Source organism: Candidatus Steffania adelgidicola (genome assembly GCF_020541225.1).
Classification (GTDB): Bacteria; Pseudomonadota; Gammaproteobacteria; order Enterobacterales; family Enterobacteriaceae; genus Steffania; species Steffania adelgidicola.
The window spans coordinates 590,329-616,111 of the sequence record NZ_CP045889.1; the positions used below are offsets into that span (position 1 = coordinate 590,329).

Sequence of the window (25,783 nt, forward strand, 5' to 3'; positions counted from 1 at the left end):
TTCTAGAGTTGTTCCTCTTTCCTCTATGGGTTTTCAAATAATTTTGGATGCGATGACTATATTGATTACTTAGGTTAGCGATTTATCTTCAATCAGAAAATCTCTTGAACTAATATACAGCCTAATCGTCAATAAACGTTTTTCATCTCCAGCGACTAGTTGGAGCTAATAATATAAGTGAAAAATATAGTGATATAGCTTTTTTAGCGCTGATCATCGAGCGTTGCGTTTTGTGGTATTGTAAACTTAAACTGAACATTATCTATAAATGTTTGTTTTTGGTTTTTTAACTCATAAACGCTACATAAACCATCGTGCTCTACAATACTAAAAGCTTTCATGGTGCCGTTATCGGTGATGTTTATCCTAAACTCTTTCGGATTACCCTCGTCAGATTTCGGAACTAGCCAAAAATCGTTTCCATCCTGTCTGACATGGTACTGCCGCCAGTCTTCGGAGTTGCTGGTTAGGATTAGCATAAATGGTGTATTTTCTATCGATTTTTTTAGATAATTAGCAGTTGCCTGCTTAACAAAAGGATTATAAAACCATAGAGTTTTTCCGTCAGAAATCAGCCTACTTTCATCTGGTTCAGTTATATGCCAGTTAAATAAATTTGGCCTTTTTACCCAGATTTCCCCTTTACCTTCCTGGATCAGATCACCCGATGTTCCCGTCACCTTTTGAACGAAATGAGCGTAAAAACTATTGATCTTATTTAGGCGGTTTTTCAGTACGTCGGCATCATCCCCAAAAACCGGAGCTGATAGTATGGCGGCAAGACAATAAACGATCATTAATCTTTTTTGCATTTATTAGCATTCCTTAACATATTAAATTCGTGTATTACTCTTACCCCCCCAACGTTAGGTAATAGTATTCAATCTTGTTAAACGATGGGTTGAATACCAGGAGCACTTTTAAAAAGTATCAATTTTTAATTGATAACTGTGTTTAAGACGGGGATAGAGCTCAGTGGTTACTGTGGTACTAGGGAAGGACTAAGATTATGCTATCTAATTCTATAGTTCTTTAGCTATTGCTAAACAACATGATTGTTTATTGCATAACATATTGAGTTCTTTTCCACCGGTACTGGTAAGACTGTCGATATGACTAAGTGACTTTATTTTTCTTATATCCCCTAAATGCAGAAAGAAGAAAAGTGTGTATCATAAGAAAGATGTACTTTTATTTGCGCTTATACTTAAGCAGCGTTAGATTCAAAAAGATCAAGGTAAGAATTTTACCTTGACATCTAACATACTAACATTAGTACCTAAGCGTATGTTGTTTGTTAAGTTTATATAAAATATACTGGCATTAATACTCATGTCAAATAGTACACTCTTTAGTGTCAAAGACACCTTTTCCACTCCTTTTTATTTTTTACTTTATAACTAATATACAATAAGATTGCTGATTAGCATATAAGGATCTTTTTATCTCAAAAAATCTAAGTCATCATTCCTAGTGAATATCACTAATACCATATCTGTCTCTAGGAGAATATTGCTTTTTATATATTTACTAGAGTAAAACCCAGTCACATCCAATAAGAAAAAAATGAAGAGTAAAAAAGCGATAACAATAATATTATTTTAAAAACTTCAGTTCTTTAAGTGTATTTTATTTTTTCTACATCCGTTATGGCAAAGTACCAGAAGGTTACCTTATCTCTGTCGTTCGATCACCTTGAAAGAAGGTAAATCGATCTGATATAAATATTTATTTTGGTATATCTTTAATTTATAAAAAATCTATTGCTATTTTATTTATCACTTATACGTGAGTATGACGTAATATCGCACATATCCGTTCCTAAAATCTATGTTATTAATTACTTTAGAATCTTCGCTTTTCTCTGATGAAGAGTTAACACAAAAAGAGCTATATTTTAGTTCTCGTTGATTATCTCAACATTAACTGCTCAGATTTTGAGAGAGAAAGATAGAAATGGCGGGATATAAAACTTAGCTCCACTTAGTGATAAAGAATCAATTTTAAATCTAAGGTTGGTAAATATTACAATGTATAATATGGATTATTATAACCATATTTACCATGGTTTATAGATCAGCATGTAGTATGTTGAAGAAATTCTAATAAATGATAAAAAATAACGCTATCCTATTTGATAAATAGCTGGTAATTAGATGTAAATTTTACATTATATCGTTCCTCAGAACGAGACAGAAGCGACTTGATTTTCCTAAGTATGAAGGTAAGAACTTTTATAAAAAATAAAAACAAAGACACGGTTTTAATTTGTTTTTAAAAGACGAACTTACTTACCTAAATCTTGATGTGTTTTCTCAATTTTCAGAAATAACATTATGCTAATAAAGATTATTTCCTTCATTGTCTTAATCCATTATCCCCAATTACAGACTATCGAGTATGAACAGGGGGTATGAAATAATTTATAGATTATTTTTATGGAAATATAAATTAAGAGGATTGTGGAAAGAATTTTATATTTAATACAAAATCGCGTATTAATAATGTGTTTGCGTCTAAAAAATAACAAGGCAATCGTAAATTTAGTTTTTCTATTTAGATAAAGCGAATGAGATTAAACAGGAAAATATCTAATAATTTTTATGACAAATGTTTTAGTAAAAGCTATTAATTTTATTAAGTAAAACTTCTTCAGAAGAACTATCCTTTTTTTAAAAAAAAGAGAACAGAAAAAGACCATTCCCGCTTTTTCAAAGATAAAACTATCGCTTGGCTCATGCCAAGCGATTTTTTTAACGTCGCTGATTGCTATCCATATGGATAGCAGCGCATCACTTATAGTTAGAATCATAAAAAAATCCTGCTTTTATAGTTTGCTCTATTGCTCATTAACCTGCTCTTCATCATTATCAGCGTGAACAGGAAAAAAAAATTAGAATTTATTACTAATATCAGATATTGTCAATGACACTATAATATATAGTAAACAACATTGGTGCATAAAACGATATATTTAATCAGTTTATTAGATACTGACTTAATATAAAGTCGATATCCTAAATATATCTGTAATAACAACCAAGCAGATTATCACGTTTATATTTTTCAGCTTGACTGGGATTTCTTGTTTTTTTCAGTATTGTTTTTTATTGAGTACAGTTCAATAGCGATATTGAGTTATTTAGACTAAATAGCATAAGGAGGGTATTGGTCGAGCTAAGACTAAAAGATAGCGGTAATTCACACTAAATTATTGATTTTACTATATATAATCTTGTCTATTACATATAGATATCTAAATCCTCCTGCTGTTATAAATCAAGAATTAATTAAACATCCTCCTATTTAGTCTAGGTATAGACACTTCATTAGCTAGTGTATTGATATACAGCTTAAATATATATAATCTATTGTGCTCTAAATTCGTAGATAGTTTTTATCATCTGGACTTAATGGGGTTCTGTAACATGCTGTTCTTATTAATCATAATATGTAAACACCAGTTGATACACTAGATAAGTAATCGAATACCATGAGAGATAAACCAGTAGGGGCTTTACCATTTATGGCTAAATTATCTTTTTATGAAATATAGTCTCCATTTTTATTTTTATTTTTATCTATATCACCTATAAACTTAGCAGTAGAAAGATGTTGGCGCTGGGGTATTTTGAGTATAAAATTAAATTGCGTTTATTCAATGACGGGACTGCCTTACCAGCTGGACCCGTTTTTATATTGTTTACTATGAATTATATTTCTGACATTGTCTCTCCTTGATAACAAGGAGAGACTGATCGCTGATTTTTTCAGAAATAACGCTATATATAGAATTCTATTCTCAAAAAGAATTCGTTAAGTTTTTTCTTAGCAATCTTTTTTATCAGGCCAAACAGGATATGTATCTTATTCCATATAATAGTAGTTGATAAGAAAACCATGTAATTAGAATTTACTAAATAATTGACTATTCATGCATTTTAATATGTGTTATAGTAAACATTTATATTATATACTGTTGGAATGATAAAGCGGATGATATTTAATTGAATTTTTAATTTTTAGTGAGAATCTTATCATGTTTATCGGGAATTCTTAAAAAGACTTTCTAGTGTTATTGATGCTAGTGAGACGATTCAAAAAAAAGTATTTTGGTACTAGAAATCAGAATTAATATCGTTAATGTGTTTAAAACAATCTTATCAATTGATCCTCTTAAATATAAGAAAATTTTGAAAATCGTTATCTCTTCTACAGAAGAGGAATAATAGCAGTATACGTTGAACAAATAATCTTCTCACTCAGTATTTCTCATTTATGATTGCATTAGATTCAGTGGCCTGAATTTGTTTTTTTTGAAACAATAATATATAAATATGATGGGAATTATTGATCTTAGTGAGTTAATGGAAATCACTTTCCATATCATCAATATGTGTTCTGTTTTTAAGGAAAACTAAGTTTTCTCACTTCTAGAAGAACAACATATAACTATATGTTATGAATTGATATTATATATGATGCATCACAGGAAATAGCAATGATCTGTTTCGCATTTCATAGGTAAAAGTTGAAATTAAAAGAACACAGGTCTTTTAAAAAACGTATTGTGATCTATTTGTTTCAGATACGATTATAGCAAGGGACTAAAGAAGTAGAATAGCCTTTCGATAATACGCTGCCAGTAGGGTCGATTAGACCAGATTGTCGCTTCGATCAGCTGTGATCGGGCCAAATAATCTTCTTGCACCCTAGCTAAATCGTAGCCGAAAGCATTATGATCAATGACTAGTGTGATCTCAAAATTCAGCCAAAGGCTGCGCATATCTAGATTTACCGTGCCTACAAGACTTAACTGCCGATCTACCAGGACACTTTTAGTATGCAGTAGACCGCCTTCAAACTGATGTATCAACACGCCGGCTTCTAGTAACTCGGAAAAAAATGCTCGACTAGCCCAATTCACTAGTATTGAATCGTTATGGCGTGGAACGATAATATGCACTTCTACACCACGCTGTGCTGCAGTACAAATGGCCTGAAGCAAATCATCGCTTGGTATTAAGTATGGTGTTGTCATGACTAATGTTTTACGTGCCGAATAAATAGAGATAAGCAACGCTTGATGGATTACGCCTTCGGGGGAACCTGGACCTGAGGCAATGACTTGAATACTATTATGGTCTTCAGTTGGCTTAAAAGGTATTAGGTTGGTATTTAAAGATGGAAGAATATGCTCACCAGTTTCTATTGCCCAATCACATGCAAAAATGATACCCATAGCTCTAGCCACGGGTCCTTCCATGCGCGCCATGATATCGATCCACTGGCCAACACCAGCATCTTGTTTGAAAAGACGCGGATCAACCATATTCATGCTGCCGCTATAGGCAATATAATTGTCAATTAGTACCATTTTGCGATGCTGACGTAAATCCATGCGCCTTAGAAATACGCGCAAGATGCTTACGTGAAGCGCCTCTACCACATGTACTCCAGCATCGCGCATAAGTGCGGGATAGGGACTACGAAAAAAACTTAAACTGCCGGCCGAGTCAAGCATTAGCCGACAACGAACGCCTCGTCGAGAAGAAGCCATTAATGCTTCACCAACCTGCTCTACTAGGCCACCCGATTGCCAAACATAAAATACTATCTCAATATTATTTTTTGCCAGGGTGATATCGTGAATCAGCGATTTTAGTGCATCATCAGCACTAGTGAGTAGTTGTATCCCATTACCTTTTAGACCACCCATTCCCTGCCTGTGCTCACATAGCTGCAATACGGAGCGAGCTACTTCGCTACTTCTATTAGTGAAAAGACACGGAGTGCCTTTCATGTCTTCCATCCATTTAGCAGCTGAAGGCCAGAACGCTTTGCTACGTTCAGCGCGGCGTTTACCTAAATTGAGTTCTCCGAATAATAGATAAGTAATGATTCCGACTAGGGGTAGAATATAGATGATCAGCAGCCAAGCCATAGAAGAGGGAACCGCTCGCCTTTTTATCATTACCTTCAAGGTTACACCTGCGATCAACAACCAATAGCCAAATAGCAATAGCCAGTTGATTACGGTATAAAAGGTCATCATGGGGGAGGGGAACAAATCCTATTCGCAAGCGTAAGATTGAGTTTACCCATACGGGTAAGGGAAGAGATTTTTTTTGTTTGGCATCTTCTCCGCCGGGTGGTTTAGTATGCTTAACAAGCAGCTAATATGTAACATATTGATTTCTATTTTTTTGAAGGTAATTTTTATACAAAATAATAATTAAACATATCGCTGTTATCTCTGGCGTTAACTACATTGACAAGGAAGTGAGTTGTCTAGAATACAATCTAGCATTTATCACTACCATCTAATTTGTTTGTGTTTCTACAATCTAGACCATATCGATATTTCTTTCCTATTTTTTTCTTTTTATATTCTGAAGTTGGAGCGATTTATTTTTTTTACTAGTTAAGTAGCCACAGGTCTGTTAGACAGGCTAGTTAAAGTGAATTGCAGATAATGGAAAAATCGGTTTGATGCATCCCTGTTTTTCTCCTTGACTTGATATTCGTGGGCTAGAATAGTAGAATTCTTAGTAAGTTTATAACTTAATTTAACATGTGCTCAGTACGAAACTTAATACGCCATGTAATTTTATTGGAGGTCGTAATTAAGTGTATTAAAAGCATTCTGCAATTAGAAATCAACATTTTAGTTGAATTTTATCCTTTCTATTATAAATGGAGGGTAATTATTATAGTAATAAGAATCTTTTTTATATTTCTTTATCTAGAAGATAAGCTAAATCAGTGCCACATATCAATCGATGGAATGTAAGCGATCTATACATGCTTATTGGTAGCGCGATTTTTTAGCTTTAAAAGCCGATTAGTTTTACTATTAGCGTCAGTAATGAATAAATTATAGTTAAGAAGAGTTATAGACTAACTCTAGTATTAATTTTCTAACGATGAAGAGATCCCTGTTATAAGTTATAAGAAAATCGCGCATAATTATTGAGAATTAATAATTCACTTTAGAATTTTTAGTCAATCTTCTAGCGAAAGAAAAGAATTTTGCTTATATATATACGCCGGTTTTACCTAAATAGAAACACGCTCGGTTTAAAATAATAAAGAGTATACTCACTGATTTTGTATATGCAGATTAATGCATTTCCTGAATTAGGATATAATTATTATATTTTATTATTAGCAGACTTTCGATATGAAATTATGATGATATTCCCCAATTAACCATATCGCTAAGTAGCTATCTTTCCATGCATAAAGGGTAAAAATCGTAATGTTATATAACCTCTACAACCAACCATTGTTTATCAATAAGTTACAGACAACACTAAGATTTTGTAGGATATTTTTAACTTTGCAAATCGACTTATCATAAGAAACGATAAGTCAATAGCAAGTATATTTTTTCTCTACTATATATCATATATTAAAAAGTCAATGCATTTTAAAGTAAAAGAATTAAGGATTTAGATTAACACATACTAGATATTTTTATAAGTTAAGTGATTTCTAATGGTTTTTTAAGAAAAAACTGCCATTGTAATCTGAACAAGAGTCAATAGACACTACAATTTTTTTAAAAGATACCAACAAGATTACTTTCTTGACATGTAAATTACATCTAATGGCACTATGCATGTTTAAAACACAAGCTAATAAATTTAGCTGTGACCTAGCTATCAATAACTTAATTCGGTAATATACGAAATTAAACTTGCTAATGTGTGTTCCATAGAGCATCTTTTTACTTAGAGGTCAGGATTTCTATATCAATGATGGTGTGATGTATAACTAATCGCGCTGATAGATAGCAAAAATGGAACCAAAATACTTGCAAAGATTACTGACAGATGGAAGCATTAGTCTATAATAAAGAATGCGTATTACATTTCTCTCCATGGGATCTGTTATATGAGAAAGTCTCTATATAACATGCCCACACGTCTTTTTTTAAAAAAACTATATATCTAATCAATAAAGGATAGGTGATAATGTCATGAACATAAAGTCGCTTAGCCATCATTAATCGGCTATAGTCGACTATATCGCAGATTCCTGTTTAATTTCTATTAAAAAGGTAACGCATGAAACACTTAGTAGTTAGTATTGGGGATATCCAAGTGGCGAACAATCGGCCATTTGTGTTGTTTGGAGGTATGAATGTACTAGAGTCCCGCGATTTGGCAATGCACGTCTGTGAACACTATGTTTCCGTGACAGAAAAATTAGGCATTCCATATGTATTCAAGGCGTCTTTTGATAAAGCTAATCGATCGTCTATTTATTCTTATCGCGGACCCGGTTTAGAAGAGGGGATGAAGATCTTTTCCGATCTAAAAAGGCAGTTTGGTGTGAAAGTGATCACAGATGTACACGAAGTTAGTCAGGCAAAAAGTGTAGCGGAAGAGGTGGATGTGATCCAGTTACCGGCATTTTTAGCTCGCCAGACCGATTTAGTGAAGGCAATAGCCCATACCGGTTCAGTAATCAATGTAAAAAAACCTCAGTTTATTAGTCCAGGACAGGTCGGTCATATCGTTAATAAATTTCGTGAAGCTGGTAACCATCAGGTAATTTTATGCGATCGTGGTAGTAATTTCGGGTATGACAATCTAGTCGTTGACATGTTGGGATTTAATGTAATGAAGCAAGTTTCCGGCGGCTGTCCGGTAATTTTTGATGTCACGCACGCACTGCAGGTTCGAGATCCGTTTGTCGCCGTTTCCGGTGGCCGTCGTTCACAGGTAACTGAATTAGCGCGAGCTGGTATAGCGGTCGGTATTGCTGGTCTCTTTATTGAAGCTCATCCTGACCCGGAGAAGGCGAAATGTGATGGCTCCTCCGCCTTACCGTTGGCTCAACTGGAGCCATTATTACTCCAGATCAAGATGATTGATGAACTCCTAAAATCCTTTCCTGAACTTGACACTAGTCATTAACGCTGTTAAAGTAAACTGAGAAGGCAAGCAAATACCATGTTCTCAGCACCTTACGAATACCAATAAAGTACCACTACTTACCGATAAGTAACTTCGGTATTATTAGTCATATATTAATTAAATCACCACATAGTCACCAGACTATAGAGAGGCAGTCTAATGTTTTAAACAATTAATATAAATGCGTATTCATTGATACACTAAGTATAGTTTATCGAACACGTACCTTATCAAATAAGGGTTGCCCTACCTACTTTGATTCCTGTTACCTAGCAACCTCACTGATTTTATAGTCCTCCTCACATAAAACACCAAGATATATTAACCTCTATTGAATTAGTAAAGTACTTGGTGAAATTTTATTGTGTAATGTTACGAATAACAAGATACTCATAACCAGATCTCTAAGAGATTTAAGCTAAAGTAAATCATTGGGACGATATATGTCCATAGACAAGTAACATATAGCCCTAAGATCAGATTGGTACTTTATGTGAGTCATTAGCTTGCATCGACGAATGCTAAGAATTAGCGACTATCTGAAGAGAAATAGATTAAAAGCAACAAACGCCGGTTGTCTGATAGATCACATTTAAGTTTGCCGTTATTGACAGATTCTGATGTGTTCTTAACACAGCTATATTCTTTCAATTTTTCAATTTTATTGACGTTAATCTAATGATTACAAGTCAACATCTAACTTCGCTATTTTTCAATCAGACTTAAAACGTAATGAACATAGGAAAAGAGTAAAAAATATGTATGAAATACAGCTGAAAATACCACATCCATCACAAAAAAATCAAAAAAACAACAAAATTAAATGATTGACATCTTGATTATGGAACTTGATAGGTTTTAGTGTCTTTACTGAGAATTTTTCATGATTATGCATAGCTATAAAGCTATGGGAGAAATTTTCGGATAGTTATATCGCCTATAACAATTTAATCACTACGACAGTCACAATCCACCAGATTAATCAATAGATGAATGTTAAATACTATTTAAAGAAAATATATCCTAGATGATAGGTATAGCAGATCGGAAAACTATTGGATGTCATCCCATGATGACATATCTTAATAGCACAAAGAAAGTTCTTCTTTCTTAAAGGAAGAAAAACCTAATCAGAAGTAGATCAAGATCTGCATCTTTATCACTTATAAACCGAGTTTGTTGCACTTCGTTTCTTTTACTGAATTTTTCTGATAACATCAATAAAATATTCTATTTTGGAATAAACAATGAAGTTTGTTTCATTTAATATCAATGGGATACGTGCACACCTTCATCAGCTTAAAGCAATTATTTCGACATTAAACCCAGATTTTATTGGTTTACAAGAAACTAAAGTTCACGATGATATGTTTCCAATCGAAGCAATAGCAGATTACGATTATAATCTTTACTACCATGGTCAGAAAAGCCACTATGGTGTGGCATTATTTAGTCGACAAAAGCCGTTAGCTATTCGTCGAGGCTTTAGTACGGATAGTGCTGAAGCACAGCGCCGTATTATCATGGCTGATTATGTTTTACCTAAAGGAATTTTGACGGTGGTTAATGGCTACTTCCCTCAGGGTGAAAACCGTAATCATCCCATAAAATTTCCAGCTAAAGAACGTTTTTACCGTGATCTTCAAAAATATGTGCAGGACAATCATAATGATAAATCTCTGCTTCTTATTATGGGGGATATGAATATCACCCCTACGGATCTAGATGTTGGTATCGGTGAAGAAAACCGTAAGCGCTGGCTTCGTGCTGGAAAGTGCGCTTTCTTGCCTGAAGAGAGGGCTTGGATACAACGCTTGTTGGCATGGGGTTTAGTCGATATGTACCGTTTGAGTCATCCAGATACTAATAATTGCTACTCTTGGTTTGACTATCGTTCTCGTGGCTTTGATAAAAACTATGGTCTTCGTATTGATTTATTATTAGCCTCGCGCCCGCTAGCGGCATCTGTGAAGACGACGGGTATTGATTATACTATCCGATCTATGGAGAGACCGTCTGATCACGCGGCTGTATGGGTGGATTTTGATTTATAAAATCCATCATAAATCAGGTAATCTCATTCTGGATTTTATAAGATGATTAAATATTTGATTTAATACATGATGGGACTTTGTCAGTGTATTCATATATAAATCATATGTAAGAAATGTGATGCACAGTTAGCATTGTCATGCTAATGAACAGCTAAAAATTAAGTTTGTTGATATCTTTAATGCTATAATATGGTGTAGAGCACTATCTAAATCACTAAAAATGACAAGATGCAATCTTCTAAGATTTAAAGAAAAATCAACAAAATAAGTTGTTTAGCAATTATATTCGAATGAATTCACCCCCTCATTGATTATCATCAGATAATAAGATACAGCTATTAAATAGCAATAAATGCTTTTATTAAACTAATGAAATATACTTATGTCTATCGTGGATAGACAGCCTGTTTATAAAATATCTTTAGATTAATCTAATTATGCAGTAATAAAAAACACAAAAAGATAGAGTTGTTTAACTTAAATATACATATCCGGATTCAAGTTGTTTGCGGAAAAATATACACTTTAAAACTAAATATAATGCATAAAATAAAGTATTGGATCATCTCTTGGCATCTATCTCATATTAATAAATGTGAATTTGAATTAAATTTTATTTCCACAATATCATAATATTTTTATCCCGTTAAAAGTATAGCAAAATGTCTTAATTAATAATTGATTCTATCCTAGATAAAAATGATAAACTGTCTATCGATAGGAAGATATAGAGATAAAATTTTTATAATTGTTTCTTGTATGTTTCCTAAAAGTGAATATTTTAATCCTGTCTATAAAAGTTCAAGAAATTAAAAAATTCGGTTTGTTGCATTCGATTATGCAGTTGTCTAAGAGGGAGGATATATCTTGTTTTTTTGGAAAAACAAACTAGAGTGGTTTATTTTTTACTGCGATAAATTATAAAAACATATTTTTTTGTTTTACTTCCATATTGAAGTATATATGTCAATACATAGCGGTATGTATAACATCACTGTAGGGATATGATATATCATATCCCGTGACACATCGGGAAATACATGTCTAAGACTGAGTCAAGGTAGATCTCTACAATGCCAATTGAGTTGAAAGGGAGTAATTTTACTCTATCGGTAATTCATATACGTGATGATCAGCCAGAGAAAATTCGCCGGGCGATAGAGGAAAAAGTTGAACAAGCACCTGAATTTTTAAAAGAAGCGCCGGTTGTTATCAATGTCGCCGGTCTTGGGCGCGATCCTCCCTGGGAGGCTCTTTTACAGGCATTACTAGCTACTGGTTTACATTTAGTCGGTGTTAGTGGCTGCAATGACAGTAAACTAAAAAAGGCGATTGTTAGAAGTGGCCTTCCATTATTAACTGAAGGTAAAGTACTAAAGCGCATTGCTTCCCCAGCATCACTTAAAATGCAGCTTATTAACACTCCAGTGCGCTCTGGGCAACAAATTTATGCCCGTAACAGTGATCTAGTAGTCACGAGTAGTATCAGCGCTGGCGCTGAGCTTATTGCGGATGGCAATATACATATTTATGGCATGATGCGGGGTCGTGCATTAGCTGGTGCGTCAGGTGAAGGAGAGTGCCAGATATTCTGTACCCATCTCTTCCCCGAACTTTTATCGATTGCCGGCCAGTATTGGTTAAGTGATCAAATTCCGGCTGAGTATTTAGGTAAGGGCGCACGGTTATCTTTGCAGGATGGCACTCTAATTATTCATCCTTTAAATTTAACTATTCCTTCAAAGATCACTATATAGACTCTCATTTAGTTTAAAAAACATCTCCTTGTAGATCAATGTGATAATAGTAATTATATGCTAAAAATTGAGTATGAGTAATGGTGTTGCATACGAATATTTTTTATTTTTTTGCTGATTTTTATTGGGGTTTAATAAAATATAGATTGCGCGAATATGTTAATGAGAGATATGATCTGATTTATCAATATGAGTACTTGAGTATACGAAGTACTCGTAGTAAACGCGCTATGGATTTTTTATATACTGTATCTATGACTTTATCTATGACTTTATCTGATAGCGTTTCTCATTTTAAAAAATGAGGACTTTAGAAAAAATCTATTTCATTTAAATACAGTAAAGTAATTCATCAAACTTTAATGTATGTATTTTATACACATGGAATGAATAATTCATGCATGAATATAGTGTGTTGTTTTAAATTAATTTCACTATACGGATGGGAATATAATGTTTATCTACCTTATTGAGATTAATGATATTAATTCATATTAACACTTTATGTTGTATATACTAAGGCGTTTAGATCTAGCGTGACTAAATGTGGTTAGAGCATTACCATTATCAATGGATTATAAATATCAGCTAAGCTTGACAATAAACACTATCGTTTCTTTAAAAGAAATTCTCTTTTTATCTCTAGACAACATTTTCTATCTCTTAATGATTTATTTTCAGTTTTATTTAAAACATTTAAACGTCATCGATTCGTTTTCTAGATTAGAAGACTTCTTATGCTCTTCTTAAGAGAAACTATAAAATCCATTAGAACCACCTGATGAAATCCGTGAAGAAATAGGAAATATCTATCAGACGAGAGCTAAGTTAAGAACAAATAATCTTTATATAAATTTAACTTTGGAATCCATGATCATTATATAAATATTTATTACTTAACTTTACTTGATTTAATTATGTCATTCTGACTCTAATCCAATATCTATCTCTTACATAGAGATCTCTCTATAACATACTGGTTCATAGAGAGAAAATTTGGTTTTATGTTCATCTTGATAAAAGATCACTATTTATATTAAATAAAATGATTGCGAAAAAAATGGAGATTCCTATCGAACAATACCCGTATTAAAAAAGGGTAACGTAGTTGCTTAAGTATCCGATTGGATGATTAAGATCTTTTAATTAGTAAAAACTGTTTTAAACAGTCCTTAAAAGGATACCATTAAAATCTAGTAGCTTAGACGTATCTATGGACGCAGCATCTAAAGATGCTCTCTCTAAGAGAGATGATGAGCTCCATGCGAAATGAAATAGTATATATATTTCAATGGCATATCCTGACAAAGCCATCTCTAAGATGGAAAGTATGCCCCACTTCCATAGTGCCCTTTGCAGTAGAAAAATGTCATGGTCAAGGATAATCAGTACCTTTTAAAGGTGATATTTGGCATTATCGGGCTAGCCATATTCAACGTATCGCAATTAACGTAATCCATTGTCTCTATCGGATTTCTTATGACTTGGGTAAATCATGTGACGGGAATTTTTGTGTTTCGTATTTATAGAGTGCACTATTAATAATCGTGACTAGTTACCAAAATAAACTTATTCATTACAATAACAGATGATATTTGTTAATAGCTTTTCAAGCTAAAAAATAGCATTATCAGTTCGATATACAGTATTCTTTACATTTAAAGTATTTTTTTTACTTACTATTGTAAAAATGACTAATATTCAGTCATCCCTTTCTGAAACCGATTCATGTTATTGTGGCCCGTCCAAACAGTACTTGACAACCCGAGCAGTATTGATTAGATAGCAAACATATTGTTGAGTATGTTTAAACGACTGTTTCTCTTAGTATATCTATTCCGCATCGATTTCCTAAAGCTAAATAATTTCGCCCTGTTTAAACAATGGTTCTAGATCCATAACACTCGAGATAGTAAGAAGATTAACAAATTGCATGGTTGATGTCTAAAAAATGACACAGTAGGTTGCGTAATTTTATATTCCGATAAATAATAGAAGGCTTGGTAAATCATATATTGCATAATTATATCAAGCGGTTGCCGTAATAGAAGATAAACATTGTGCCTATCTTACATTCATCCTCTATTTTTTCTGTGCTGTTATAGATGCGGTATAACATAAATACTAGGTGGTTTTCTATTAGGAATAGATAGTGCGCAAGAATTGTTAATCAATTGTTACGTACCAATCTTGATTGGTAATTACAGAAGTCTTGATGATAGCGATTGTCGTTAGATTGTTATAGTTATTGAACCATATCAAAGGTAAACATTACTGGATAGGAAAATAGTTATAAACCTTGCGAGGTTAGATTAACCTAGATTTTTATACCCATGTGTCAACGCATACCATGATTTAGGACGCCACCTATTTTCTGAATTTAAGGTTTTTTCAGAAAACCTATCCGATAAAACAACTAAGCGACCTAATTTCGATGATATAGTCTAGAGTGGCAATATGTTATATATCTCATAAAGATTATCTTTTTTGTTTTTCATTGATATCTAGGTCTATTCACTTAAGTTTGGAATTACTGAATCTGGAATGATGTGTTCCTAAATATTCTATTGTCCATGACCGTTTAGCTATTTTAAATGGAAAGATTGCTTCTCCGGGATATGCTCCAAGAGGAAATATCATGATGAATAATTCTTATTCCCGGGTTATCACCAAGTTTTGGATCAAAGTTGTATTTAAAGTAAGTCACAAGATAGTGGAAAAATGGGCGTATTGTGATGGGTGTTCAAAAGAATCAATTTTTCAATGGAAACACTATGATAGTATTTGGATTAAAGTTGTATTTATCTATTGATAACAGATGACGTCGTCAATTTTTAATACAACCATATTACTTTCCTATGAAAAATATTGCCTCTCTTTTAAAGATGTGTAACGGTTAGACGTCAGTTGTTGTATTCGGGTTAATAATATTAAAATTGAATCGTTGTCTACTTAGTTTTGCAGTGGAAAAATATGAGACCTGCAGAAGAAAAAGGAATAGAAACATACTCTAATACCATTCCAATCTACGGATACAGTTATTTGGTAGGGAAGATGCAGTATTTTTTATAAATTTAGATAAAATCCTATAAATCTATCTTTTTAGCGGTTATAGGTAGATTGTGCAACTTGATGTGATTTGATTGGGTTTTAAAAACCAAGACTGGAAGTAATAATCTCTTTTTCTACGCGATATATGCCATGTAGCTCTTACACTACTATTTTAGTATTGTTACAGATAAGAGTGGAAAATAACAGATCGTTTGCGTGAGTTAAGTGATAATCCTGATATAGGAGAAAATTCATTTTTTACTTTATTTTTTTTTTACTTATATAAAAATAGAATATGGTTAGACGATTGTATAAGTGTACAACAAAGCGTTAAAAACGAATATATTCATATTACTGAAGAATCTGAAATTATGCAGGATTGGTATGTCTGGATCTATAATGAGAAACGCCTTAGATTAATGTTAAAAAGTATAAGGCTATTTCAGCCTATCTTAGATAGGCAGACATTTACATATTCACGATTCAAAAAATTACAGAATTTCATGCCATGTACTGTTTGGAAAAACATTACGGAAAATATTTAGTATTGTTACTGATAGATTTGCAAAAAAAATATTTTTTGTAGAGAATTAAGTTCTCTACTACGAGTAGCATAGTTTGTAGGTGTGGATGCTATAGTTTTGTAGAAGAAACTTTATTAAAGTTGATGCATATTTAAAAGAGGGATAGATGGGCGTCTACCAGAATCGTGTCAAACAGCTAATCTAGCTATTGGTCATAGTGAAATCGTGACTAATAACAGAAATGCTTTTAACACGATTGAGGCAAGAACTTATCGCTGTTTGTATTTCTATGAGCTGATGGAAAAAGAAGATATCAATAGGAAAAATAGCGCGGTTATTTGCTGATTTTCTTTCGTCAGAATTAGACAAAAGATTTCTTGATATATTGGTGAGATCTGAAGGCGCGCAATATTGTTTCACTCTAGCGCTGTACTGATATGTTAATTATCTTCGACATATTGGAACTCAACGACGCAATTGAAAAAAAATCAGGATGATTGATATGCACTATATTTTTGTTTTAATCTTATTAACATATTGTCTGAGACAATATCAGAATTCTGGAGCGGTTGGCGTTAAAAGAAGATCTGTGACTAACCTATAGATTTCATCTATCAAGTCTGCTAGATAATTGCCTCTCTGGCAGCATATGTTAAGGTAATAACTTATTTTCCGGGGAATCATTTGGAGAATAATCTAAAGCTTCCAGGTCAGGTTAATCCTTGATTCATCTCTTGGCGAGCCCACCGCTCACCCCCTATTTATCGCTAATAGTACTTATTGAACTAAGGAGCAGTGACATGGTAAGTGAGAGTATTACCCAGCAACAATGGCTTAGTTATGGAATAACAGGATATTGTGAAGTGATATATAACCCAGGATATGATCAGCTTTTTGAAGAAGAAACCGATCCAACCCTACAGGGATTTGAACGCACTACGGTTACTAGTTCTGGCGCAGTTTCGGTTGATACCGGGGTTTTTATCGGTCGTTCACCCTTCGATAAGTATCTGGTCCGTGACGATAAGACCCGTAATACTTTATGGTGGTCTGATCAAGGTAAAGGGTCTAATGACAATCATCCACTTGATCAGAAAACTTGGAATCATCTTAAACAACTAGTGGGTCAGCAGCTAAGTGGAAAGCGCCTGTTTGTCATTGATGCTTTCTGCGGCGCTAACGAAGATAGCCGCTTGAAAGTGCGTTTTATTACAGAAGTCCCCTGGCAAGCGCATTTTGTAAAAAATATGTTTATTCGGCCAAACGAAAAAGAACTATATGGTTTTCAGCCGGATTTCGTAGTGTTAAATGGTGCTAAATGCACTAATCCTGATTGGTTTCAACAGGGTTTGCATTCGGAAAACTTTGTCGCTTTCAATCTGACAGAAGGGATCCAGCTTATCGGCGGTACCTGGTACGGAGGCGAAATGAAAAAAGGGCTGTTCTCAGTGATGAACTATCTTCTTCCCCTGAAAGGGATCGCCTCTATGCATTGTTCGGCCAATGTTGGTCTAGAAGAAGATGTAGCTCTGTTCTTCGGTTTATCTGGAACTGGAAAAACAACGTTATCAACTGACCCTCATCGACGATTGATAGGTGATGATGAACACGGCTGGGACGATGAAGGTGTATTTAATTTTGAAGGTGGGTGTTATGCTAAAACGATCCGTCTTTCCCCTGAGGCAGAACCGGAAATTTACCAGGCGATTCGCCGTAACGCACTGCTGGAAAATGTAGTGGTAAGGTCAAATGGTAGCGTAGATTACGATGATGCAAGTAAAACTGAAAACGCCCGTGTTTCTTATCCCATTGATCATATTGAGAATATTGTTAAGCCAGTATCTCGTGCTGGACATGCTAGGCGCGTTATTTTTCTAGCTGCTGATGCGTTCGGTGTTTTACCGTCAGTATCTAGTCTCTCGATGCAACAGGCTCAGTATCATTTCCTATCCGGGTTTACTTCCAAACTGGCTGGAACTGAGCGGGGTGTACTTGCGCCAGTACCTACTTTTTCTGCGTGTTTTGGTGCTGCGTTTTTAACACTGCATCCCACCGTTTATGCTGATGTATTGGCTAAACGTATGAATGCTTCTGGCGCTCGCGCTTTTTTGGTAAATACAGGTTGGAACGGTAGTGGTAATCGCATTTCACTTAAAGACACTCGGGTAATTATTAATGCTATTTTAAGTGGTGAGCTTGATGATGCCCCGATAAATATTCTACCAATATTTAATTTGATGATACCGACAGCATTATCGGGAGTAGACTCCAAGAGTCTAGATCCACGCTCCAGTTACGCGAGTGTTAGCGAATGGCAGGCTAAGGCTGAAGGTTTAGCCCAGCAATTTATTGATAATTTTAGTAAATTTATCGATAGTCCCGCTGTAGCATCACTGGTAAGTGCGGGTCCTCAACGATAACGCCGCTTACTTGAGAGTCAGGTAGTTAGAGATCTTTGTTGCTTTTAACAACCAAGGTTAAGTTTTACTTAGGATTTTTCTAGTGACTGTGGTTTGGTTTAGATTAGGTGAATTGAATAATATGAGCGGTTGAGATGAATGGGCTTTTCAGTTTTTGGCAGAAGTTTAGTTTCTTTCAGTGTGGGCATATACCAATTCTTCAAGAATTGCTAAACAAAGATAAACATCGTTCCGTTAGTACAGTGGTTTATCTTAAGTATAAGGAACTGCAATAGATATTGTTTTACTTTAAATTGGGTGGTATATTTTTTAAATGATTTATTTTTATTTTTTTAATATTATGATCGCAACATATATTGAGTAAGAAAGTATCTTTGATTCTATAAAAAATATATAATGCGAAGTATTAATGTTTTCTTCCTGTATTATCATGCACTCGATAAAGTTAAATATAATTATCATCTAGTCTTTGGGTTGTAAACATTATATAAATGCTCTTAATGGTAGTCTTTGCGCATGGAAATATGGTTATTAAGAGATTTAATTAAAATTAATATGTTATTTTAATTTAACTGGATAGTCAGATGAGAATTCTTTTAAAGATTAGATGCGTATTTCAAATAATGGCATAAGCTAAGACACTCTTTTGTTTTAGTTTTATTTTTAGATATGATTAATTTATCAAAAACGTGATACTACTAAAGATCAAGGTTGTATTTATTTCTATTATTGAGAATATTTGAAAATTCGATATTTATTTTACTCTATTTTATTTTAACCAGGTTAAGATTGTTTTTTAAAGGTGTGGCGCAGGATATTTGGGTAAAATTAAATGGAAAAGATACTGAATTTTCAGTATTAAACCTTCAAAATTGTAAAGATATTATCTATCCTATAGATATAAAGTATCTTTAAAAATTCTACATACACCTAAAGATATTATCTTAAGCTCGATACAGTTCACACTCATTCCTTTGGGTGAGTGTGAATGAGGAAACGCAGTGATAGAGTTATAAAAAAGGCTACTTTATCAAGCGTAATTAAGTATCTATCCATAATAGAGCGTGTCTCTCTGAAACAATATACTGTAAGTAAGATATATAAATTCTAGAACTAGTGTATAACGTGTAATCGAATTAATTGTTTTTTATATGAAATCAATATATCATCAATAAATATGATGAATATACAAAAATATGCAAAAGTCATGATTTCCATTTTAGTAAATCTCTAGCTGTTAGCTTATATATATAATTGAGAAATTAGCATCATCTTAATTACCTATACAGTCAAAAAAAGCCATTTCGATTTATGAAAAATTTATAATGATGTATTTTTTCAGCTCAATAAAACGATCTTAAAATCCTTTTCATACTTTAGTACTCCTATTGCAACTGTTATTTGAAAAGCATGGTTAAAAGCGTAAAACAAGCATTGTTTTTTCATAACATGTTTCATACTTGTCGAGAAATCATCAATGAGATATCGTTAGACATTTAAAAGTATAGTTTTATATCAAAAAGAAAATCACTTTGATCCTCGATTTTTGAAAGTTTTATAGCACGATTTCCGTGCTCATTTTTTATTTTGACTCATATTTGCTTTGCTTTTTGCGTATCTAAAAAGCAATCGAAGACTGATTGATATCTGTCTTAGTTTAGGAATGTATCGATGACTGTAATGACTCTATGAAGAGGGAGGTAACTATTTATTCTGAAAAGCCAATAGCATTGGCTATAGCGATCATTAAGATCTTTAATGAAATTAAATTTCAAAAATTTTTTTACTGCGACAAACCAGTGTGTTTACCTTGAACATATTATTCATATTAAGAAGAGAGTTCCTATATCAAAACAGATATCTTTATTACTTGATTGTTCAGATTACGTAACAGTTTAATCGGTTTACTTATGACCCGAAGATAAATATCTCATAACATGGAAACATGAATTTACACAGTCTTATAAAAAACTTAATAGCAAATACTACTCCAGATTTTCTCGTACTATACCCAAAAATACAGGGTATATATCTAAGCGATGCACTTAGCTTTTCAAAAATATGTTAAAGAGTCTCCGTTATCATAATACTTACCTAAGGTACATTCTTTAATCCGAACTCTTATTAAACAATAAATATTCATACAAATCCGGAATAACACAGCACAATCCCCTGATTTATTTTAGACATTGATGTTTTTTAGAAAAAGATCCTCAAAAAAATACTTAATCAGTTCAAATAAATAATTTATGGCAGGTTCTGATATGAATTTTATTCGCTATTTAAAGAGTAAATCTTTATGAAATCATTTAAACTTTTAAAGATATTTAATAAATGAATAGACAATTTTAAATTGATTCCAGAAAAAATACCTTAAAAATCAACAGTTCATCCTTAGATCCCCCCCCCTACCTGATAAAATAAAATGAATACGGGCATGAGAAATATAGCGATGAAATTAAAGGAGACGGTAACGATGCTGGACAATAAAAAGCGCCATGGAAGCAGTAAAACTGAGTAGTCACCTCGTGATAAAAACGGATGAATATCTTATGATAGATTATCGTATAGACTAACCAGCTTTCCTTGATCTTTGAAAAACATATACTTAATACACAAGTTTATTATAGATAGACTTGTAATGAGTCTGCATTGTAATTACATGATTAGTTCTGAAATTCAATTGGTATTGTAAATCATTAATTCGTCAGTATAGCCTTAGAACTAATCGTTATAAGGATTGTATCAGCCAAATCTTCTAGTTTTTAAAAATTGATAACTACTTAAATCTGGTGATGTTGCTCTATCTAATAGATATATTATTATGTTTATAAAGGCGCTCTATTAAATCAAACAGGAATCAATCTCATGAAAATTATTTCGAATATAAGTAAAAAAGAGAAACAATTAATACAAAATGTTTGTATTCTCTACCTAATAACATAAGTAAAAGCTATTTTCTGTTACTATTAGATTTTTAATAACTAATAAAGTTTACAATTCTTGTATATATTATTAACATTATAATTTATAAGTTTATAACTGAGATAGTGAACTCTATTAATATATATACATTAATAGAGTTGTAGGGGGTATGGAAAAGTACTTACATCAGCGCTTATCTTTTTATTGGTGAAAAACTGCTTTTTTTCTTTGTAATATATTACAGATGATTTAATTGATTTTGTAATTCAGGTTGTTATTAATTTCTAATTCCTATTACTTAAATAAATAACTTACTAAAATTATCGATATGCGATATGTAATGGATGACTTGCTGATATATTCACTGGATCTTTACACGGTTTAAGAGAAGTAAAAAAAGTTCTCTGTTAGAATATAGACGCTTTATTTTAATACAGATTTAGGAAGTTACGTTATCTATATAAGATGTATTGTTTTTTTGAGTTTTAATCATTATATAAAATAAAAGATAACGTTGATCATGGATTGTATTTTAAAAACAGGAACTGTATGGAGAATAAGGAATGTTCGAATACTATTCGAACATCTTATACCGTATATCTCTAAATTATATGTGAGGTTTTTTTAAAAATTATTATTTATAATAATAAATAATAATTTTAAATAATTTATAGAATATCTCCCATTGGTTTATAATTCATAAGGAATTACTCGATATTTTGTATTTGCTCGCGCATCTGTTCGATCAGGACTTTTAGTTCTATGGCAGATGCTGTGACATTAGTATTTATTGATTTAGATGCTAGTGTGTTTGACTCACGGTGAAATTCCTGCATCATAAAATCTAACCGACGCCCTACCGCTTCTTTTTTAGTTAAAATTTGATAAGTTTCTTTTACATGAGCGTCTAAACGCTCCAATTCCTCCGAAACGTCTATTCTCTGAGCCAGCATCACTAACTCTTGCTCCAGACGATTAGTATCTAAATGTATCTGAGCTTCTTCTAATTTTCTCCGTAACTTCTCATGTTGCCAAACTAAAACTCTTGGCATCTGTTGACGTATCTTTTGCAATTCATTCATGACACTTACCAGTCGTTTTTCTATTAATGTTTTAAGGGTATTACCTTCACTTTCACGAGCGTTTATGAATTCATCTAGAATTTGGTCAAACCCTTTAGACAAGAACTCAGTGCTAACAGTATTAAAATCTGGCTCAGTTACGGACATTACCCCTGGCCAGCGAAGAATAGCTAGTGGATCAATTTTACCTTCCTGACTGTGGAGCTTGACCCACTGAGCAGCTTCCACGAGTTCTTTAGCAAGTTTTTTATTAAGGAGTAGCGTACTTTGTACACTGGGATTAACGTCAAAGCGTAAATTGCATTCCACTTTTCCCCGGGTGAGGCGAAGGCGAATGCGTTCGCGAATGGCTGACTCTAGACTGCGAAATTGTTCAGGAAGACGAATCTGAATTTCTAGGTATCGCTGATTAAGAGAGCGTAGTTCCCAGGCGGCAGTGCCCCAAGTTCCCTTGATTTCGCGCTGGGAAAAGGCGGTCATACTGTGGATCATAGACTTACCTGTTTGTGAAGAAGTGTTTTGCAACTAATATCCTGCCTTAGCAGGATATCTAGATATGAGGCGGTGACGTCTTTATATAGCTTCACTCTTTAATTGTGATGATATTGTTTGTTGAACTGATGCAGTTGAATTTAGACAAGAAGTGATCTCTAGATGGAAATAAGAAGCGTTTCATGTCTGATACAGAGTGAAATAAGTAAATTTTTCCCTTGATCAATATCACATTGTATAGGTCAATAAGAAATAAATTTTCTTAACCATATATTATATATATCAACTACTCAGAGTTAATAAAAGATATTAGATAATATCTAGTTTCTTATCCAAAAAAACAGTAGAACACTTACTTATGTTGAAATCGGGATATTTTTTGATAGTACATATTTCCATAAAATTGCTTGATTATACTAGTCTTTTTCAAAGATGGGGTTAATATAAATTGATATTTTATACTGGGCTCTGTATCTAAACGATAGAGTTAATGTTTTTTATGGATGTATTTTTCACCGGCTAGGAAAAATGGTTGATAAATTCTTCTTTATTTTGCTGTTATTACCTGATGAATACCCATTAGATATTTCTAATTTAGACCATGTAAGCAATATTTTATATTATCTTCTGTATAAGTTTTATATCTAATTGATTTTAATTTTACCTCATATATTGGAATATACTTCCTGTGTCGTAACGGAAATCTTTCTTGTACTATTGACGTATACGTTAGTAGGTGTAGTTCTAGAAAATGCATAAATAATTGTTTTAAATCATATGAGATTGAAATAACATGACTCTTTTTAAGAGTTTTATAGTCTCACAGAATTTGTATCAGATTTTATCTGAAATCAACTTCATGACTGTATAGATGAGCTATGGGTAGCTTACCATTAACACTGCAGATCAAGGAAGAATCATTTCATGATTAGAGACGAGGCTTCCAAGAGATACTTAAATCTAGAATATCTCTTCTGTTTAGTGGTTTTAGATTACGTAGTTTGCGATATCTTTAGATGTATAAGCATAAAATACTTTTATTCATGTAGGATAGTGAAATGGAACTTTATTCCACAAGATGTTTGTATATAGTGAGACTTTAATTAATTTAGAAAATTATTTTTAAATTTGAGAGTATATAGCCTCCTCTACACTTCATAGATCACTACTCAGACTATACTCTTTAAAAAATTGCAAGTGGCATAGTTAAAAGCATGTATTTGTTATGATCCTTATAGCCTATCTCGCTCTGTTAACGGATATAAGGTTTCGGTTTAAAAAGATTTATGTACTCCATTTACTATACCTGAGAAAGCGATATTTCGTTGATTAGTGGGTGTTTCAATAGTTTTTTACCGTTGTGATTTGTTTAACGGATTATGATTAGTAAAATTGGTGAGTTATGAGGCATCGCGTGGAAATTATGATTTCCGAAAAGGAGATCGAGAAGCGAATTTCTGAATTAGGGCAATCCATTAGTGCATATTATCGAAATAGTGGCAGCGCAATGGTGTTAGTTGGTCTTTTACGGGGTTCATTTATCTTTATGGCAGATCTTTGCCGGACTATCACGATTTCTCACGAAGTGGATTTTATGACTGCTTCCAGCTATGGGAGAAGCATGAGTTCCAGCCGAGATGTAAAAATTCTTAAGGACCTGGATGAGGATATCTTTGGTAAAGATGTATTGATTGTGGAAGACATCATAGATTCGGGTAATACCCTAAGCCGGGTTCATGAGATTCTCGCATTGCGCCAGCCTAAGTCTATTGGTATTTGCACTCTGTTAGATAAACCTGATCGCCGTGAAGTGACTGTGGCGGTAGCTTGGGTTGGGTTTACTATTCCTGATGAGTTTGTCGTTGGTTACGGCATCGATTATGCACAGCGTTATCGTCATTTACCCTATATCGGCAAGATTACTTCTAAAATAAAGACTTCCTAAGGGGATATAGACCGGAATGAATACATATAATAATAACACATAATTAATGTTAATGAATCATTAGTTTTTAGATGGTATAAGATTTAGCTATAGTTGACAGAATATTAGAACTTACATCAAGCAAAGGCTACTGCTTTCTATGAGAAGTAGCCTTTGCTTGTAAAATATCAATCAAGTACCATAGACTTATGATTCTGGGTTTTCTTTAAAAACAAATGATTACCTGTTATGTCATCGCCTTATTCTATATAGTTTTTTGTTATAAAAGCAGATAATTATTGCGAGTAATAGGGTTGATATTAATTCATTAATTTGAGCGTGCTTACAATGTCCGATAAAAAAATACTCATTAGCATCTTAGTAGGATTGGGTTATTTCTATAACGAATATCATTTTTATTTTCATTTGATTCATTTTAGATCTGGCGAATATATAAAAAGCATTTGACCTGATAAAAAATCACACTATATTCATAGATCAGCTTACTGGGTAAGTAGATGAAGAAATATCATTTTAACTATATGATACCGTAGCGTACTTTCATCGTACCTCTATCGCCCGCATCAATCAATTTCTTTATAGTGGTCCTTTTCATTCTGGTTGTTT

Annotated in this window: 8 protein-coding genes; 5 read left to right on the forward strand and 3 right to left on the reverse strand. The window is 33.1% G+C overall.

Annotated features, from left to right (window positions below; all coding sequences use genetic code 11):
* Positions 1–203: 203 nt before the first annotated feature.
* Both lolA and cls read right to left on the reverse strand, forming a co-directional pair.
* Entirely contained in the window at positions 204–812 is a 609-nt protein-coding gene (gene lolA / locus GFK82_RS01675; protein ID WP_226811192.1) for an outer membrane lipoprotein periplasmic chaperone LolA, read from the reverse strand.
* Positions 813–4,594: 3,782 nt separating this feature from the next.
* Positions 4,595–6,055 (reverse strand): cardiolipin synthase, encoded by a 1,461-nt coding sequence (gene cls / locus GFK82_RS01680; RefSeq protein WP_226811193.1) that lies wholly within the window; start codon positions 6,053–6,055, stop codon positions 4,595–4,597.
* Positions 6,056–8,072: 2,017 nt separating this feature from the next.
* Here cls and kdsA point away from each other — a divergent pair.
* From kdsA to pckA, 4 genes are all read left to right on the forward strand, one after another.
* Positions 8,073–8,927, forward strand: coding sequence for a 3-deoxy-8-phosphooctulonate synthase (gene kdsA, locus GFK82_RS01685; RefSeq protein WP_226811194.1), 855 nt, complete (start codon positions 8,073–8,075; stop codon positions 8,925–8,927).
* A 1,247-nt stretch (positions 8,928–10,174) separates the two neighbouring features.
* Complete coding sequence (gene xthA, locus GFK82_RS01690) at positions 10,175–10,981, forward strand: exodeoxyribonuclease III (RefSeq protein ID WP_226811195.1); 807 nt, start codon at positions 10,175–10,177, stop codon at positions 10,979–10,981.
* A 1,064-nt stretch (positions 10,982–12,045) separates the two neighbouring features.
* On the forward strand, positions 12,046–12,738 hold the full coding sequence (gene minC / locus GFK82_RS01695; RefSeq protein WP_226811262.1) for a septum site-determining protein MinC: 693 nt from the start codon (positions 12,046–12,048) through the stop codon (positions 12,736–12,738).
* Between the two features lie 4,375 nt (positions 12,739–17,113).
* Complete coding sequence (gene pckA, locus GFK82_RS01700; RefSeq protein ID WP_226811263.1) at positions 17,114–18,733, forward strand: phosphoenolpyruvate carboxykinase (ATP); 1,620 nt, start codon at positions 17,114–17,116, stop codon at positions 18,731–18,733.
* A gap of 3,632 nt (positions 18,734–22,365) precedes the next feature.
* Here the strand turns inward: pckA and GFK82_RS01705 are convergent.
* The gene (locus GFK82_RS01705; RefSeq protein WP_226811196.1) at positions 22,366–23,232 is read right to left on the reverse strand and encodes a YicC/YloC family endoribonuclease; all 867 of its coding nucleotides are present in this window, start codon (positions 23,230–23,232) and stop codon (positions 22,366–22,368) included.
* A 1,402-nt stretch (positions 23,233–24,634) separates the two neighbouring features.
* Between GFK82_RS01705 and hpt the strand changes: the two genes are divergently transcribed.
* On the forward strand, positions 24,635–25,177 hold the full coding sequence (gene hpt / locus GFK82_RS01710; RefSeq protein WP_226811197.1) for a hypoxanthine phosphoribosyltransferase: 543 nt from the start codon (positions 24,635–24,637) through the stop codon (positions 25,175–25,177).
* Positions 25,178–25,783 lie beyond the last annotated feature (606 nt).

What these genes read in the sequence shown, in the direction of transcription:
- lolA (WP_226811192.1), bottom strand. Translation starts at nt 812, where the DNA reads ATGCAAAAAAGATTAATGATCGTTTATTGTCTTGCCGCCATACTATCA.
- kdsA (WP_226811194.1), top strand. Translation starts at nt 8,073, where the DNA reads ATGAAACACTTAGTAGTTAGTATTGGGGATATCCAAGTGGCGAACAAT.
- hpt (WP_226811197.1), top strand. Translation starts at nt 24,635, where the DNA reads ATGAGGCATCGCGTGGAAATTATGATTTCCGAAAAGGAGATCGAGAAG.
- cls (WP_226811193.1), bottom strand. Translation starts at nt 6,055, where the DNA reads ATGATGACCTTTTATACCGTAATCAACTGGCTATTGCTATTTGGCTAT.
- GFK82_RS01705 (WP_226811196.1), bottom strand. Translation starts at nt 23,232, where the DNA reads ATGATCCACAGTATGACCGCCTTTTCCCAGCGCGAAATCAAGGGAACT.
- pckA (WP_226811263.1), top strand. Translation starts at nt 17,114, where the DNA reads ATGGTAAGTGAGAGTATTACCCAGCAACAATGGCTTAGTTATGGAATA.
- xthA (WP_226811195.1), top strand. Translation starts at nt 10,175, where the DNA reads ATGAAGTTTGTTTCATTTAATATCAATGGGATACGTGCACACCTTCAT.